This is a genomic window from Microbulbifer mixtoriginis (SeqCode), assembly GCF_052466715.1.
This window is the reverse complement of record NZ_CP174288.1, coordinates 2,216,925-2,233,264: the sequence shown is the minus strand read 5'-3', so window position 1 is coordinate 2,233,264 and position 16,340 is coordinate 2,216,925. Positions and strand designations below refer to the sequence as shown.

The following is a 16,340-nucleotide window of genomic DNA, read 5'->3' as shown; positions in this document are numbered from 1 at the left end:
GATGTATGCTGGCTGTTCGAACTTCAAAATTCGTTTAGCAATGTAAGACCTTGTTGTTGATCGGGTCAAACAGAGATGGCGTATAGTGAGAAACTGATCTCACGAAGCTTTTAAAAGTTGATTCTGCAATCTCATGAAATATTGCGTTAATAATTTCGTAATACTCTTAGGCTTCTGTGTTGAGAAAGTGACTTTGGCTCGCCTTGTGCAAATGGTTTATCTAAATAAATCTAATTGGCAGAGGCATGACGGTCGCAACTTGTATTAGTAGCTAATAGCTGAAAAGATGTGAATTCGATACTATCGTCTAAAGCTAAACTAATCACTACTGATTAACTTGATACCTTCCGCCGAATAAATCAGATTACTTGACCTTGAACGGACAGAACACCTTCTGATAAAGACAACTGATAACTGAATGCTCAGGTAGTGAACGGTAATTTAATGGAGCTGCCGCAAATCGATAGCTAAAACTGTACACCTCACTATGGATTTCAGTTTTCCGACTTGGTATTGATATTGTTAGAGCGCTATACATTATTAACTGGTTAGCAATCAGAAAACTGTTTAGTCTGCGAGCTGCTATCTCTGAATGTGGCTGATATACAAAGGCAGGGCTGAATGATTATAAGTTATCAATGAGCTAATGATTTGAAATCCACGAGCCTAATCAAAATTAAATAGAGCGAAAGGGACCCACCCCGGAGGGTGGGAAATACCTTAATGGGTTTGATGTTCTAGAGCGTTTAGGAAAGTTGCAATATCATCTACTTGTTGTGTGCTTAATTTCTGTCCCAATTGGTACCAAGCCATATCGTAAATTGCTTGCTCAATGGTTTCTACACGCCCGTCGTGGAAGTAAGGAGCGCTTCTGCTTATATCGCGTAACATTGGAACCTTAAACATCATTTTATCTTTTTCAAGGCCTGTAACTTTATAACGACCTAAATCTTCTTGGTGTGGATATTGGTTGACTAGCCCCATCTTCTGGTACATGTTTCCACCCAAAGTTGCACCATTGTGGCATGCCGAACAACCAGTGTTGATAAAGGTTTGCAAGCCCTTTAACTCACTTTTTGTCATAGCCTGGTCATCGCCACTCATAAAATCATCAAAACGATCATTCGTAATCAGGGTGCGCTCAAATGCAGCTATGGCCTGAGCAATATTCTCGTAAGAGATAGCATTTTCTTTACCAAAGGCGTGTTTGAAACTTTCTTGATATTCGGTAATTTTTGAAATCTTTGTCTCAACAGCCTCTTCTGAAGGCATTCCCATCTCTACAGGGTTTAGAATTGGACCTTTGGCCTGTTCCTTCAGGTCCTCTGCGCGACCATCCCAAAATTGAGCCATTTGGAATCCTGAATTCCACACCGTTGGAGAGTTTCGATCACCCTTGGTACCAGGTAAAGCTCCCGGTGATGTCGCTTCATTGTCAACGCCCGAACCGTTGTAGTTACCTACTTGATGGCAGCTGTTACAGGATTGGCTATCATTGACTGAAAGCCGTTTGTCCATGAACAGTGCTTTTCCAAGCTCAATCATAGCTGGGGTGTCATTCTCACTGCCTGGCATAGTTTCTGAGAGAGTGCCGAACATAATTTTTGATTGTTGACGTAATTGATTTATATCAACTTCGGCTGTTGCCGTTGTTGATAGAAAACTTGCTGCCGCTATCAAGCCGCCAATGATCGGAAGCTTTAGATCTCTCTTCGAAAAAATTTCCTTAATCACTTTGGTATCTCTCCCAAATCTCAAAAAAGAATGAAAACTAACCTATTTTTAATCAAAGTTAGGCGGTGCCACTAACTATATAGGGGAGCTCGTTCAGCTGATACCATAATTTAACAAAAAATTTGTTGATTTTTAGAATATCCAGAATTGTTCACAAAATATTTTTTCAAATATTACTCAGAACTTGACCTACCCATTGAGGGCACTGTATTTGGCAAAATTGATGTCTTGCTATTTACCTTTGAAAATTTCAGGGCAATTTCTGAGATGGGGAGGAAGAGTAGAGGTGATACTTATCGGCATCTCCAAAGAGAAATGATTCGTATTTCTGCTAGCTGGTTGGAGGTGTAATATTTACTCGAACGATAAATGACCCCTTAACTATCTGAATGTGGTCAAATTTTTTAGTTAGAGCTTTTAGGTTTTAGGAAGATTTTAATCTTATTGTTATATCTGTTTAACTTTTATATTGATCTACGTACCTCTAAATAGTGGCGTTCAGCTACCGGACTTAACAAGAATCTCTTCGATCAATCTCTTTAGTGGAATTGGTTACTTTCCCAATTAGCACCACTCGTCCGTCTTTTCGGGGAATTACATTTTAGAGCCACCTGAGAATCTCTGTCGATACTCCCGAGGAGAAAGACCGGTCTGTTTGTGAAACATTTTCCGGAATGCGCTGACATCCTCATATCCCACTTGCCAAGCGATCTGTTCGACTTGCAATGTGCCCGTTTCCAATAGCTCGCGGGCCTTCTGCCTTTCAAGCTCTAAAGGTTATATCTAGCTCTTCGGTTATAACTTTTTGTCTCTTAAGGATATCTTTCCTGTATCTATCTGTTGACTCTCAAGTGGCTTGAGAGTCCATACTTCAACTCACGCGCAGAAGGGTGAACAGATAGGTGGAACTATGTTTAGAATCGGTGAGTTTTCAAAAATAGCCCAGACCGCTGTTTCACAATTACGGTATTACGATCAAATTGGTCTGTTTCAGCCTGATCACACAGACGAGTCCACAGGGTATAGATACTACAGCACTAATCAGTTGCCTGAATTAAACCGTATTATCGCCTTGAAAGAGCTGGGAATTTCGCTTGAACAAATTAAGGTCATGGTTCTTCAGGACGTATCGGTGCAAGAAATTCAAGGTATGTTACTGCTGCGAAAAGCACAAATAGAACAAACTGTTCAGGAACAAATTAATCACCTAAAGATCATTGAAGCACGCCTAAAAGAGGCTGAAAGGCCTGAGAGTTTGAATTTCGATGGAATTATTCTAAAAAGCATTGCTGAGCAGCCTTTCTATTCTGTTAGAAAGATAATGCCAAACCTATTTGACACAATCCACTTGGTGACCGAGCTAAGGGAATATGTACCTGACGTGGCAGGGAAAGACCAGCTTGGCCCTCTAACGATCATACTTCACGGTAATGCTTTTAGCATTGAAAATGTAGATATCGAAGTAGGGTTTCCAGTTAAGAGGAGTATCGAAAGAGCTCTACTGCTACCTGGAGGAAGTGAAGTTAAAGGACGGGTTCTCCAATCAGAGCAGAGTGTTATTTCTACGATCAGGGTAGGAGCATTTGAAAACGGGTATGAGAAATATGCTCAGTTAGGTAGGTGGATAGAGAATAGTGATTTTCAAATATCAGGGCCTGCAAAAGAAATATTTATAAAGCCACCATCCCAAGGGGACCCTGAAGATTGCGTTTGTGAGATTCAATTCCCGGTAACAAGGCCAACCACTTCTGTTTGAATATATAGGTAAAGCCCTATAGATATCGAACAGTAAAACATATTAAAAATCAGATTTTAATGAATAGGCAATTAAGGCTTAGGGGTTCGTATATCTTAAAAACAGAATACTTTATTTTTACGTCATAATTTTTAATTGGGAGAGTGCAAATGAAGATTGTCAATCAAATTAATATCAACACTTCTATTGATAAAGTGTGGGAAATATTATCAGGTAATTTTAGCGAGATTAGTAGTTGGACCAGTGCTGTTGTTGTATCCACTGAAAATCCAGATTTACCGAAAGGTGATGGTCGAAAGTGCGAGTTGCCTGATGGAGCCATTGCCAGTGAAACATTAGTGAATGTGGATAGTGGTCAGCACACTTTTTCCTATGAGGTAAAGCTATCTAGTATGCCATTCTTTGTTAGATCCATGATTAATACTTGGAAAGTTGAACCGGTTGCTAATGGGCAGTCACGAGTTAGCTTTGAAATTGGTGTAACTTTGCTCCCCATATTTGCTCAGATTATGGGAGTACTAATGAAGAGGCAGTTTAACAAACTTGCCAAGGTTGTGCTTGAGGAGTTAAAAGTCTTTTCAGAAACCGGAAAAGTCCATCCGCGAAAAGAAGAACAAATAAAACTTAACATAGCTAAGGCCGCTTAGCAGTAATATCAACAGGCAATAATGATATCTCTGGGGGGCTGAGTACCTACAGCCCCCAAATATTTCATATTGGCTACCCTTAAGGTTTTTCAATGTCGTATTCAGTAGACTTAAGACGTCGAGAGGTGGCAATAGAGGGAGCACCTGAGATTCATTTAAACAATAAGAAGCTCAGTTACATACCTCAGCAATTTTTGCGATATTACCATACAAGAGAAACTGTAGAGGAGTTGGTGTTAGATGTTCACTATGATGAAAAATTCCCCATATTTTTCTGAGAAGACAGCTACGGAATTTATATTCAAGTCGGTGTAATTAGTTACGATAATTATATTCCACTACAAAAGCAACCTTGCCAGAAGATTGTTTATGGTAGGAAGTGGCGGGTAGAGCCTGAGTTACCAACTTCCGAAATCATCTTACTCAATTTTTACTGGTCGTAACTCAATTGATAAGGAGACCATAATAGGAACTCCAGAAAACCTAGTAAGGCCGGATAAGGACTCCCGAGCCTCATTATGGGGCAGGGCGGTAGTATTACCGCTCCTCCTTTACCCGCTTACTCCGCCCACTTTCATGTCGTTCCCGCATGTCGGAATCAATGTAGCGATCAGTCGTAGCCATACTTGCATGGCCCGCATCATCGCGCACATGCTCGCGGGGACGGTACTTCACATCTTCAGAAATACCCGTATGGCGGAGCCAGTGCACAGTGGCTGCCTTGAGATCTTCAGCATCTTCCCCTAAGCCTTCTTCAACCATCCGTTGGTGGGCAGCATCAAAGCAGTTTTGAACAATCAGGCGCACCTGTCGGGTACTGGTAACCGGTCCCTTGCCACGAGACTTGTGCACCAGAGGTGTCTGCTCATTAATGCTGGGCAGAGCAGGGAGCTGCAAATAATTTCTGTAGCGCTTCAAGGCCTTCAACATTTGGTCGCAAACAGTGATCGCCCGGCCTTTGTTACCTTTACCCGTAACATGAAACCACCAGTTTCCGTCGCGATCTTTCTTGAAATCACCCATAACTGGTGCCGATCTTTCATCCGCAACCAACTCAGAGATTCGCAAATACATAGCGAATAGGGCGTTCATAATGAATAAAGTTCGCTCGTGATCAGTAGGTGATGTCTCGGCCATGATCTCAGCAGTTTCCAGAACATAGTCCCACTGCAAGTTGCTGATTCGACGTACAACCTGGCTTTGTTGCTCGCGTCGAACAAACTTACTTTTCTGGCGAATCAGTGCCACAGGATTGGCTGGAACCAAGCCTTCTTGATAGAGGAAATCGAAGAAGGACGACAATGCAGTAAAGATACATTTGATCGCTGCCTGGGATGGCCGGAACTCCTTGGGAGAAGCCGTCTTGCCAGCACGAAACTCAACTTTGGACACACTGACTACGAATGGCCTCCAATCAGCATTCACAACGCGCTCGCCATTTTGTGTTTTGAATCTGGCAACATTCTTAGTCCCGATCCAGGCAATTGGTGGTTCAATGCAAAACTGTACAAACTCCTCAATGTGTTCGCGCTTCAGAGTCATTATTGAAACTTCTTCAATGCGCCACGCCCATTGCAGCAACCGCTCAAGTTCACGGCGGTAGCTGTTAAACGTTGCCTGGCTGCCGTTGTAGCTGTAAAGAAACTTAAGCGTGAACTCCAGATCGGTATCAGTACCAGGAATCTGCTTGCTGAGATAACGGCTAGCTGAAAAGCTGGTGCAGCGGAATGGATTCTCAAGATTGCTCAGGTTGTCGATGATTGGTGCTGGTGGCCGGTTGGAAACAGACATAGAAATATGGAGTTGTTGTTGGAATGTGGAAAATTATACGGAAAAACGGGCATTTATAAAATATCCGATATTCACAAATATCGGAAATTACGGGAGCCCTTACAGGGCCTAGGTTTGAAGTTTTTTCTTGACTGCTATTTCCGATAACCATGTCTGTCCCTCCTGTGGGAACGCCTGATTGAGATGCTCTGGCCGAACTTGTATCTGGTCTAGCTCGCCGATGATTTCCTGCAGTGCTCCCATGATGCTCTCCGTCTGTTTTAGGTCCCTGGTTTTTAGGTTAACCAGGTCGGTGTTTATGCTCGCAAAGAAGTCGCGGAGCGGCTGAACTTCGTTAGCAAAAATCGTTAGCTGCACATCAAACATGGCTGGGTTATCAGCTAACACGCCAGCTCCTGCGCAGTGGCTGCAAACTCTCCATTGTCGGTCGATGGCTATCCCTGCGCATTGACTACAAAGCCTCAACTCAGCCGCTTAAGCGTGCGGTGGATGTGGGACCGATAGCGGCCGCCATCCTGGTCAGCGCTGTCGCTTGCCTGACCAGGATTGGCGGGCACGCTGCGCGTGCCATTAAAGGCGCTCGCGATCATAGCGGTTGACCTGTCCGTATTTGTCGAGGGGCCATGCTCTGACGAGATGCCGTCGCCCTGCTTTAACTAATAACAATCCGCTGGGCCTGTACTCGACAGACCAACCCAGGTCCTGTAACGCGGCTATGTCGTATCTGTCTTTGACGTGGTGTGAGTTGTCCAGTATGTCCACTTGTGCAAAGACTTCTTTGCCTGCCCAGACAACAGCAGAGAGACGAGGCCTGTAGCGGTTGGCCATTTCGTCAAAGGTGTCCAGGGGTTGCCACTTGGGTTCCGGTTTGGATTCTGGAGCCTGCGCGACTGGGACAGGCTTCGCCTGTTCTGGTTGCGTGGGCAAAGGCTGCTCTTGTGCGGCTGGCACGGGTGTTTGGGCCTGTGCTTCTGGTGTTGAGAAGAAGCCGGCCAAGTGCCAAAGCGCAAAGCAAAGCGCAGCTATACCGCCCGGTAACCAGACGCGGAAGCCGGACGTTTTGAAGATGTTCGCCCTATCGTCTTTGTAGGTGTCTTTGTTGTTGGTGCCGCCGGTGTGTGAACTGTAAAGCCCGAAGTACTTAGGCTCATATTTGCGAGAGCCTGAACTGATTTTTTTGTACACCTCTGGCTTAGTGGCTTCATAAGCTGCCCAGGTGTAATGGCCGTCTCTTCCAACGGCCGTTTGTTTGGTAAAGGTGATTACCCGAGCAATGCGGCGGCGCCACATGTTGTGGCAGTCGCGGCGGTCCTGGCCCATGAGAATAATGTCTAGCCCGTCGTGGCGGTGCTCGGTGATGTAGCGCATCCACTCGGGGCTCAACTTCTCGCGGCCCGACGGGTGGAGGTTCTGGATCTCATCAATAACGATTAAGGCATCTTTGCCGGAGTGCTCCAGAATGCTCTGTTTTTGTAGCTGCGCCCTCTTCTCTACGTCCGGTTCTTCGCCGTGATAAATGCAGATCAGAAAGCCTTCAAGCATTGTTTGAGGAATGCCGGTGAGCTGCGAGAACTTTTCGTGATTGATCCCCTCAATGTTGGTGACAACCCGCCTACCCTGTTTGAGCGCGGGAAGTATGTGCATCGTGCAGGCTTCATAGCTCTTGCCGCTACCGGGTAAACCTTCGTGGAAGACGATCATTACCAGATTCCCAATGTGACAAAGCGTCGGATAATCCGGAACGTGTAGGCTGCGCCAATAACCGCCATGGCATCGCCAAAGCCGGACATGGTGAGGAAGTACAGAACATCCCCATGGATGTAGTCGGTTACGTTGTAGTTAACAATAAAGTCAGGAAGTGGAATGGCTTCTATGATGCTGGCAATAGCGCTAAGCGCAGCTTCTAGCATCGATACGGTTACGTCATAAAGCCATTCCGTAAAATCGTCGAAGAGGTCTTTAATGGCCTTTTTGATTTCGTCCCACATATCAACTCACCACGATTCGGCCAGAGATAAGCAGGGCAACAGCAAACAGAATGCCGCTAATGAGGCCCCAGGGCATAACGTTTGAGCACCATTGATCAAAGGTGATGTCAAATGGGCCGGCGCTTACTGAGTAACTAGGACAAGAGCCACCGCCGCTAAAATCAAAGAAACTACCAACACCAGAAACCAGCTCACTAGCTTGCATCCGATCCGAAAAAGTCGATAAGGCGACTTCAAAGCGGCTATCAAGATCGTCAGTACTCTCCGGAGAATAGAAACCCTGGTCATTAGATTTGTAGTCCTCTGTGTAGCACATGGCGTACCACTGTTGCTTAATTGCGGCGCACTCCTGCGGGTCGCCGGTACAGGTGGGCGGCTGTTCACAACCACCTGAAGCGGTAGCGCTTCCAGAGTTGGAGCCGTCACCAATGCCTGTACCTGGGCCATTTTTCTGAGTGTCGTTTTCATTGGAAACGCCATCGCCATCGATGTCGTTATCCTGGCTGTTAGGTATGCCATCACCATCAATATCATCGTCTTGGCCATCTGGAATGCCGTCGCCATCGAGGTCGGATGCATTGGGGCCGAAGGTTTCGGAGGGGTTCGGCGTTAGCTGCTCTTGAGGCATACAGGAGCCGTTCACCTCAACATTGGGAGGCTGACAGCTAGCGGTATCAGGGACGCAGGCCCAGTTGCCATTGATGAGGCCGCCGGAGCTGCCATCTCCACAAAAATCGTTAAAGTCGCAAATAGGCGTGTCGTTGGCATAGCCAAGAAAGCCGCCGCTATTGGGCGTACATTCGGGGGGCTCAACCATGCATTGATAGCCGACATCTGGGTGCATGATGTCAATTTGCCCTTCGGGGCAAGTACATTGCTCTAAGGTGTTATCCCAAGTGCTGCCGGTTGCGTCGCCGGCTGAGTCGCAGTTGCCAGGACCTACACACTGGCCGTTTGAGTTTTCAGTGGTGCCGTCGGGGCACTGATCGGCATAGTAAAAAATATGTGCGACAGCGGTGTAATCGTCCCAGGTGGAATCATTTGCATAAGCGGATTCGGCACAATTAGACCCATAGTCTCCATTGACCTCTGTTCCACCATCAACATGAGTTAGGACAATCCAGCCAACATAGGGGGGATCAGAGTTGGGTCTCCTATCGCAAAACTGCCAGTGGGGGGCTTGTGATTTGCAAGCGTTTTCAGCTGCATTTATATCGCTAAAGTAGCCTGCAACAGTGTCAACGCAGCTCTGAGTGCCCGCCAGAGATAAGGCCGGGAGACTAGCGAGCGCCAGAAGTAAAGCCTGCAATAATCGCCGCACAAGTAAGCCCCCCTAATCCGAATGCACAAAGAAGAATGATCATCGCCCTACCCTAAAAACTAACGGCCCCGAAGGGCCGCCAACGGTTAGCGGAACCAGCCGATAACTTTGTTGTATCCCCACTTGGCAACTCCGGGGGAGATCTTGACCGCAGCAATCGCGGTGATTGCGGCAACGACGGTGGAAGAGTCAATGGCGTTGGTGATGGCTGTGAAGTCCATAAATAATCCCTCAAGTAAGTTCGTTGTCTTTTTCGGCAAATCCAATAGTTTTGCCATAGGCCCACGCCGCTAAGTAGGCAATCAGAGGAACGGTCAAAGCCGTCATGAATGCCGCTGCTATCTGTGCTGTGTCCGGCGTGGAAAACGCAGCGTTTAGCAGTTCGTAGAGCTGCGACAGCTGGTCCGGCTCCTGAACCCAGGAGCCATCGCAGGCCGGATAGCCGTCTGGTGTTTGCGTTAGATTGCCGTCGCAGCGAATTCCCATTACGCAGCCTTGGGCTTGCTGGTCGGGGCGCACTTGCCCTCGCCTTCGAAGTAGGTTGTGAACTTGCCGCCGTTTTTCCAGGGCTGAATCCAGATGGGCGCCAGTACTTCCTGGCCGCGCAATTTTTCGTAATACGCGGGTAAACCGGCGTTGAGTTGGTCGCGGCTCACTTGAATGTCAGTGATTACGGTCTCGCCCTGGTAGCCGTTGGCTTTGGGGGATTCGAAACCGACATAGGTGATGGAATAGGCATTGCCTTCGCGGTCTTTCTTGGTTACTTGCTTAACGCCAACAATGGTTCCGCGGATCATGTAAGACATAGCTCGAGCTCCTCTCGATTAAATGATTTGGCCCAATTGAGCCTTGCAGGTACGCCCCCGGAAACGCCCAGGGAATTAAATATTTCATCAGGAGAAAAACCGCCCTTGTCGTGCAGGAGGCCAAGCAGCTTGCCGTAGGCAGTGCGGGCGCATTGGACTAGGTGCAGGACGGTTACTTGGGCCTTTTCGCGAACGGTGCGGATCACCTCGCGGGCGGCAGATATCCAGTTAAGGGCGGGATATGATCCGGCTAGATAGGCTGCGGGTTCCCGCAGTGCGTCGAGCGGGATTTCTCGGTGTTTGCTCTTAAATTCGATTTCCCATCGAACCCAGCGGGACAAGGCATCGCCAAGCTGTTTGCCTTTTTCGTAGACCCGTAAAAATTTACCGTTAGCACGGTTGCCCACGTTCAAGGTGCAGCCGTTACCGCTGCCCATGTCATCGATGTAAGTAGAATTCGGAGGTCTGCCGCTGGTCGTAAAGGCGCCTTCTACGTAAAGCTGCTTTGCATCATCAACAGTGCGAGAGCCTTCGTGATCGTCGTAGGCAATGTCCAGGCGGGTAATGCGCAGGTTTTCAAAGAGCGCGAGCTTGTCGGCTACCCTGCCCCAGTCTTGAATCTGTGTGCATCCCTCGCCGCTGATGTAAACCTGAAATCTGGCCGGAACTGTACGGATGGTGCCGTCTGGCATGGGTACAGAATCATTGCCACCCCAGGCAACAAAGCCATGGTTGTCATTGAATGGGCGGCTATGCTGGAAATTATTGCGGCCCTTGTCTGCCTGCTCACCTAGTGAAAAAGGTAAGACTTGGCGAAGGAAGGTCCAAATAGATTCAAGCGGGCTTTGATCATAGCCGGCCCCATTTTTTGGGTAGGTGGTATGAACATCTGCGATAGGAATCGTGAAGGACAGTGTATCGATCAGGATTTCGCCGCTATCGCGGCAAGGGTTTTGTGGTGTACCGGAGTGAAAGGGACTTTCACCCCGTATTACTGACGGGGTGCAACCAGCACCGTTGCGCTGTGATCCTGCATTGTCCATAATTTGATCCGTTCATTCCCAGTGAACAACAAAGTCCCCTTTGGCGAGGGGCACCGGGAGAGGTACCTCTCTCCCACCGAACCCGAGTAGTTGGCGCTACTCGGGTTTTTTATTGCCTCAAGGTTGGTTGGCGCCAACCCTGTCAATAATCGTGCGCGATAATTTTTACCCCCTAACATATGATAAGTCAAACCCTTGGCGCAAAAATGTACGGATAAAATTATGGACGACCTGTTTACTGGCCAAAATCCCATGATCGGCAAAAATCTAAAAACAATTCGCAGCCGGTTAGATGTAACCCAAGAAAAAACTGCCGAGATGTGCGGTATATCACTGCCGACAATAGCTCGCATTGAAGCGGGCAGTGAATGCAAGGCTGAAACCGTAGCCAAGCTGGCCAACGGATTGGGGTGTACAACCGATGCGCTAATGCGTGGAGTGATGGAAGTCCCGAGAGACCGGAAAGTAGAAATCATGATGCGAGATATTGAGCTGCTACCGGATAAAAGGCGGGAACAGGTTATAGACACGATTGAAGCTCTAATAACCTATTACAAGTACCGGTGACATAAGGAATATGAACCTAGATTTTCTCCTCTACCTAGTTCCCATCATCATTGTTGCGGCCGTCATCAAAGCGGCCACCAGCGAAAAGAAATCAGAATATAGCTACAAGCTTCAGCCATACCTGCTGACAAAAGCCGAGCTAAATTTTTACCTTAACCTATGCAAGCAAATGCCAAGGGAATACGGCATAAGCTCAAAGGTAAGGCTTGCCGACGTACTAAAACCAAGAGAGCAAGGGAAAAGATATAAGGCCGCATTAGCCAAGGTCTGGGCTAAGCACTTGGATTTCGTAATCTACGAACTGAGGACGGGAAAAATAATTTCAGCCATAGAGCTGGATGATAGATCGCACGAAAAGGCATCAAGAAGAGCCAGAGACACCTTCTTAAATTTGGCGGCTGAAGATGCTGGGCTAAAACTGCACAGAGTCCCCAACAAAAGCGGTTGGAGCAAAGAAGATATAGCTCCATTGATTCCAGGTTATCAGCCTGAACCCGCAGCCGCTCCAGAAACCGCAGCTACAACCTAATTACCCCGGGAAACCGGGGTAAAGTGTGGGTGTAACTGAGACCCACACTTGCTATCGCCTCGCTTCGCTCGTTGCTGGGCAACGCCGACAAGCCGAACAAGTACGGCCCGCCGACGCAGCCCGGGATTTAAGCGGCCGCCAGGCTCTATAAATATTTATATCTACAAAAACACTAATTGCAAAACAGCAGGCGTAAGTACTTGATATCAAAAGGATATAATTTTGCTCTGCCTGGTGTTTTTGATGGGAGCGCCGAAATTTTTCATAACTCCTCAATATCCATTTGTGCCTCTTGGTCTACCGCCTTCCTAACTAGCGATGGTCTAGCAATTCTGTGCAGGGCCTGAATTCTTACCATGCGCGTAATTGAATAACTCTTTGGATAGCGTGCGGCCTCTTCTCTAATCCATGTGCGGCACTCTGCCTCTTCTCGGAAATCGCAAAGTAATAGCGCATATAAATCTTCGTCGATACTGACGCTCGTTGAGATTTCGTCCTTGGTTTTTACGGGAATTATTACGGAAGCCATTTGTATCTCCTTATAAATATTTATAGATGGAGTGTATATAAATATTTATAAGGTGGCAATATAAATATTTATATTGGGCGTACTTTCTAACTTGAAGAAATAGGGGTTTTAAATGTGGTGGGGAATTATTTATAGGTGGGTTCTATTGGGTTGACGGGCTTAATCAATTATCACAAATATCGGAAATTACGGGAGCCCTTACAGGGCCTAGGTTTGAAGTTTTTTCTTGACTGCTATTTCCGATAACCATGTCTGTCCCTCCTGTGGGAACGCCTGATTGAGATGCTCTGGCCGAACTTGTATCTGGTCTAGCTCGCCGATGATTTCCTGCAGTGCTCCCATGATGCTCTCCGTCTGTTTTAGGTCCCTGGTTTTTAGGTTAACCAGGTCGGTGTTTATGCTCGCAAAGAAGTCGCGGAGCGGCTGAACTTCGTTAGCAAAAATCGTTAGCTGCACATCAAACATGGCTGGGTTATCAGCTAACACGCCAGCTCCTGCGCAGTGGCTGCAAACTCTCCATTGTCGGTCGATGGCTATCCCTGCGCATTGACTACAAAGCCTCAACTCAGCCGCTTAAGCGTGCGGTGGATGTGGGACCGATAGCGGCCGCCATCCTGGTCAGCGCTGTCGCTTGCCTGACCAGGATTGGCGGGCACGCTGCGCGTGCCATTAAAGGCGCTCGCGATCATAGCGGTTGACCTGTCCGTATTTGTCGAGGGGCCATGCTCTGACGAGATGCCGTCGCCCTGCTTTAACTAATAACAATCCGCTGGGCCTGTACTCGACAGACCAACCCAGGTCCTGTAACGCGGCTATGTCGTATCTGTCTTTGACGTGGTGTGAGTTGTCCAGTATGTCCACTTGTGCAAAGACTTCTTTGCCTGCCCAGACAACAGCAGAGAGACGAGGCCTGTAGCGGTTGGCCATTTCGTCAAAGGTGTCCAGGGGTTGCCACTTGGGTTCCGGTTTGGATTCTGGAGCCTGCGCGACTGGGACAGGCTTCGCCTGTTCTGGTTGCGTGGGCAAAGGCTGCTCTTGTGCGGCTGGCACGGGTGTTTGGGCCTGTGCTTCTGGTGTTGAGAAGAAGCCGGCCAAGTGCCAAAGCGCAAAGCAAAGCGCAGCTATACCGCCCGGTAACCAGACGCGGAAGCCGGACGTTTTGAAGATGTTCGCCCTATCGTCTTTGTAGGTGTCTTTGTTGTTGGTGCCGCCGGTGTGTGAACTGTAAAGCCCGAAGTACTTAGGCTCATATTTGCGAGAGCCTGAACTGATTTTTTTGTACACCTCTGGCTTAGTGGCTTCATAAGCTGCCCAGGTGTAATGGCCGTCTCTTCCAACGGCCGTTTGTTTGGTAAAGGTGATTACCCGAGCAATGCGGCGGCGCCACATGTTGTGGCAGTCGCGGCGGTCCTGGCCCATGAGAATAATGTCTAGCCCGTCGTGGCGGTGCTCGGTGATGTAGCGCATCCACTCGGGGCTCAACTTCTCGCGGCCCGACGGGTGGAGGTTCTGGATCTCATCAATAACGATTAAGGCATCTTTGCCGGAGTGCTCCAGAATGCTCTGTTTTTGTAGCTGCGCCCTCTTCTCTACGTCCGGTTCTTCGCCGTGATAAATGCAGATCAGAAAGCCTTCAAGCATTGTTTGAGGAATGCCGGTGAGCTGCGAGAACTTTTCGTGATTGATCCCCTCAATGTTGGTGACAACCCGCCTACCCTGTTTGAGCGCGGGAAGTATGTGCATCGTGCAGGCTTCATAGCTCTTGCCGCTACCGGGTAAACCTTCGTGGAAGACGATCATTACCAGATTCCCAATGTGACAAAGCGTCGGATAATCCGGAACGTGTAGGCTGCGCCAATAACCGCCATGGCATCGCCAAAGCCGGACATGGTGAGGAAGTACAGAACATCCCCATGGATGTAGTCGGTTACGTTGTAGTTAACAATAAAGTCAGGAAGTGGAATGGCTTCTATGATGCTGGCAATAGCGCTAAGCGCAGCTTCTAGCATCGATACGGTTACGTCATAAAGCCATTCCGTAAAATCGTCGAAGAGGTCTTTAATGGCCTTTTTGATTTCGTCCCACATATCAACTCACCACGATTCGGCCAGAGATAAGCAGGGCAACAGCAAACAGAATGCCGCTAATGAGGCCCCAGGGCATAACGTTTGAGCACCATTGATCAAAGGTGATGTCAAATGGGCCGGCGCTTACTGAGTAACTAGGACAAGAGCCACCGCCGCTAAAATCAAAGAAACTACCAACACCAGAAACCAGCTCACTAGCTTGCATCCGATCCGAAAAAGTCGATAAGGCGACTTCAAAGCGGCTATCAAGATCGTCAGTACTCTCCGGAGAATAGAAACCCTGGTCATTAGATTTGTAGTCCTCTGTGTAGCACATGGCGTACCACTGTTGCTTAATTGCGGCGCACTCCTGCGGGTCGCCGGTACAGGTGGGCGGCTGTTCACAACCACCTGAAGCGGTAGCGCTTCCAGAGTTGGAGCCGTCACCAATGCCTGTACCTGGGCCATTTTTCTGAGTGTCGTTTTCATTGGAAACGCCATCGCCATCGATGTCGTTATCCTGGCTGTTAGGTATGCCATCACCATCAATATCATCGTCTTGGCCATCTGGAATGCCGTCGCCATCGAGGTCGGATGCATTGGGGCCGAAGGTTTCGGAGGGGTTCGGCGTTAGCTGCTCTTGAGGCATACAGGAGCCGTTCACCTCAACATTGGGAGGCTGACAGCTAGCGGTATCAGGGACGCAGGCCCAGTTGCCATTGATGAGGCCGCCGGAGCTGCCATCTCCACAAAAATCGTTAAAGTCGCAAATAGGCGTGTCGTTGGCATAGCCAAGAAAGCCGCCGCTATTGGGCGTACATTCGGGGGGCTCAACCATGCATTGATAGCCGACATCTGGGTGCATGATGTCAATTTGCCCTTCGGGGCAAGTACATTGCTCTAAGGTGTTATCCCAAGTGCTGCCGGTTGCGTCGCCGGCTGAGTCGCAGTTGCCAGGACCTACACACTGGCCGTTTGAGTTTTCAGTGGTGCCGTCGGGGCACTGATCGGCATAGTAAAAAATATGTGCGACAGCGGTGTAATCGTCCCAGGTGGAATCATTTGCATAAGCGGATTCGGCACAATTAGACCCATAGTCTCCATTGACCTCTGTTCCACCATCAACATGAGTTAGGACAATCCAGCCAACATAGGGGGGATCAGAGTTGGGTCTCCTATCGCAAAACTGCCAGTGGGGGGCTTGTGATTTGCAAGCGTTTTCAGCTGCATTTATATCGCTAAAGTAGCCTGCAACAGTGTCAACGCAGCTCTGAGTGCCCGCCAGAGATAAGGCCGGGAGACTAGCGAGCGCCAGAAGTAAAGCCTGCAATAATCGCCGCACAAGTAAGCCCCCCTAATCCGAATGCACAAAGAAGAATGATCATCGCCCTACCCTAAAAACTAACGGCCCCGAAGGGCCGCCAACGGTTAGCGGAACCAGCCGATAACTTTGTTGTATCCCCACTTGGCAACTCCGGGGGAGATCTTGACCGCAGCAATCGCGGTGATTGCGGCAACGACGGTGGAAGAGTCAATGGCGTTGGTGATGGCTGTGAAGTCCAT

20 protein-coding genes and 1 pseudogene are annotated in these 16,340 nt (G+C 48.4%); 4 read left to right on the top strand and 17 right to left on the bottom strand.

Annotation, left to right across the window (positions count from 1 at the left end; genetic code table 11):
* Positions 1-720: 720 nt before the first annotated feature.
* Positions 721-1,734, bottom strand: a complete 1,014-nt coding sequence (locus ACJJH9_RS09895) for a cytochrome-c peroxidase (RefSeq protein ID WP_444925115.1) — start codon at positions 1,732-1,734, stop codon at positions 721-723.
* 594 nt (positions 1,735-2,328) lie between these two features.
* A pseudogene (locus ACJJH9_RS09890) lies at positions 2,329-2,481 on the bottom strand (helix-turn-helix domain-containing protein); the annotation flags it as partial.
* Between the two features lie 163 nt (positions 2,482-2,644).
* Between ACJJH9_RS09890 and ACJJH9_RS09885 the strand changes: the two are divergent.
* Entirely contained in the window at positions 2,645-3,490 is an 846-nt protein-coding gene (locus ACJJH9_RS09885) for a MerR family transcriptional regulator (protein WP_444925114.1), read from the top strand.
* Between the two features lie 149 nt (positions 3,491-3,639).
* Positions 3,640-4,137 carry an SRPBCC family protein gene (locus ACJJH9_RS09880; RefSeq protein ID WP_252081688.1) on the top strand — a complete coding sequence of 166 codons (498 nt, stop codon included), beginning with the start codon at positions 3,640-3,642 and terminating at the stop codon, positions 4,135-4,137.
* 537 nt (positions 4,138-4,674) lie between these two features.
* Here ACJJH9_RS09880 and ACJJH9_RS09875 read toward each other — a convergent pair.
* From ACJJH9_RS09875 to ACJJH9_RS09835, 9 genes are all read right to left on the bottom strand, one after another.
* Positions 4,675-5,928, bottom strand: coding sequence for a tyrosine-type recombinase/integrase (locus tag ACJJH9_RS09875; protein WP_444925113.1), 1,254 nt, complete (start codon positions 5,926-5,928; stop codon positions 4,675-4,677).
* Positions 5,929-6,036: 108 nt separating this feature from the next.
* The gene (locus ACJJH9_RS09870) at positions 6,037-6,315 is read right to left on the bottom strand and encodes a hypothetical protein (RefSeq protein WP_444925112.1); all 279 of its coding nucleotides are present in this window, start codon (positions 6,313-6,315) and stop codon (positions 6,037-6,039) included.
* A 183-nt stretch (positions 6,316-6,498) separates the two neighbouring features.
* Complete coding sequence (locus tag ACJJH9_RS09865) at positions 6,499-7,629, bottom strand: zonular occludens toxin domain-containing protein (protein ID WP_444925111.1); 1,131 nt, start codon at positions 7,627-7,629, stop codon at positions 6,499-6,501.
* On the bottom strand, positions 7,629-7,916 hold the full coding sequence (locus ACJJH9_RS09860) for a DUF2523 family protein (RefSeq protein WP_444925110.1): 288 nt from the start codon (positions 7,914-7,916) through the stop codon (positions 7,629-7,631). The genes ACJJH9_RS09865 and ACJJH9_RS09860 overlap by 1 nt, the downstream gene beginning before the upstream one ends.
* Position 7,917: 1 nt before the next feature.
* Complete coding sequence (locus ACJJH9_RS09855) at positions 7,918-9,237, bottom strand: hypothetical protein (protein WP_444925109.1); 1,320 nt, start codon at positions 9,235-9,237, stop codon at positions 7,918-7,920.
* An 86-nt stretch (positions 9,238-9,323) separates the two neighbouring features.
* Positions 9,324-9,458 carry a hypothetical protein gene (locus ACJJH9_RS09850; protein ID WP_444925108.1) on the bottom strand — a complete coding sequence of 45 codons (135 nt, stop codon included), beginning with the start codon at positions 9,456-9,458 and terminating at the stop codon, positions 9,324-9,326.
* Positions 9,459-9,468: 10 nt separating this feature from the next.
* Positions 9,469-9,723, bottom strand: a complete 255-nt coding sequence (locus tag ACJJH9_RS09845; protein ID WP_444925107.1) for a hypothetical protein — start codon at positions 9,721-9,723, stop codon at positions 9,469-9,471.
* On the bottom strand, positions 9,723-10,043 hold the full coding sequence (locus tag ACJJH9_RS09840) for a DNA-binding protein (RefSeq protein WP_444925106.1): 321 nt from the start codon (positions 10,041-10,043) through the stop codon (positions 9,723-9,725). Before ACJJH9_RS09840 ends, ACJJH9_RS09845 begins: the two co-directional genes overlap by 1 nt.
* A complete protein-coding gene (locus ACJJH9_RS09835) occupies positions 10,031-11,086 on the bottom strand; it encodes a replication initiation factor domain-containing protein (RefSeq protein ID WP_444925105.1) in 1,056 nt (351 codons plus the stop codon). Before ACJJH9_RS09835 ends, ACJJH9_RS09840 begins: the two co-directional genes overlap by 13 nt.
* 222 nt (positions 11,087-11,308) lie before the next feature.
* On the opposite strand from ACJJH9_RS09835, the gene ACJJH9_RS09830 reads away from it, so the two are divergent.
* Positions 11,309-11,653 (top strand): type II toxin-antitoxin system RelB family anti-toxin, encoded by a 345-nt coding sequence (locus tag ACJJH9_RS09830; RefSeq protein WP_444925104.1) that lies wholly within the window; start codon positions 11,309-11,311, stop codon positions 11,651-11,653.
* A 10-nt stretch (positions 11,654-11,663) separates the two neighbouring features.
* On the top strand, positions 11,664-12,182 hold the full coding sequence (locus ACJJH9_RS09825; RefSeq protein ID WP_444925103.1) for a DUF2726 domain-containing protein: 519 nt from the start codon (positions 11,664-11,666) through the stop codon (positions 12,180-12,182).
* Positions 12,183-12,444: 262 nt separating this feature from the next.
* Here the strand turns inward: ACJJH9_RS09825 and ACJJH9_RS09820 are convergent, their stop codons facing one another.
* The 6 genes from ACJJH9_RS09820 to ACJJH9_RS09795 form a co-directional block, all read right to left on the bottom strand.
* Complete coding sequence (locus ACJJH9_RS09820) at positions 12,445-12,711, bottom strand: hypothetical protein (RefSeq protein WP_444890274.1); 267 nt, start codon at positions 12,709-12,711, stop codon at positions 12,445-12,447.
* A gap of 207 nt (positions 12,712-12,918) precedes the next feature.
* Positions 12,919-13,197, bottom strand: coding sequence for a hypothetical protein (locus tag ACJJH9_RS09815; protein ID WP_444925112.1), 279 nt, complete (start codon positions 13,195-13,197; stop codon positions 12,919-12,921).
* A gap of 183 nt (positions 13,198-13,380) precedes the next feature.
* Complete coding sequence (locus ACJJH9_RS09810) at positions 13,381-14,511, bottom strand: zonular occludens toxin domain-containing protein (protein ID WP_444925111.1); 1,131 nt, start codon at positions 14,509-14,511, stop codon at positions 13,381-13,383.
* The gene (locus ACJJH9_RS09805) at positions 14,511-14,798 is read right to left on the bottom strand and encodes a DUF2523 family protein (RefSeq protein WP_444925110.1); all 288 of its coding nucleotides are present in this window, start codon (positions 14,796-14,798) and stop codon (positions 14,511-14,513) included. The genes ACJJH9_RS09810 and ACJJH9_RS09805 overlap by 1 nt, the downstream gene beginning before the upstream one ends.
* A gap of 1 nt (position 14,799) precedes the next feature.
* A complete protein-coding gene (locus ACJJH9_RS09800; RefSeq protein ID WP_444925109.1) occupies positions 14,800-16,119 on the bottom strand; it encodes a hypothetical protein in 1,320 nt (439 codons plus the stop codon).
* A gap of 86 nt (positions 16,120-16,205) precedes the next feature.
* On the bottom strand, positions 16,206-16,340 hold the full coding sequence (locus ACJJH9_RS09795; protein WP_444925108.1) for a hypothetical protein: 135 nt from the start codon (positions 16,338-16,340) through the stop codon (positions 16,206-16,208).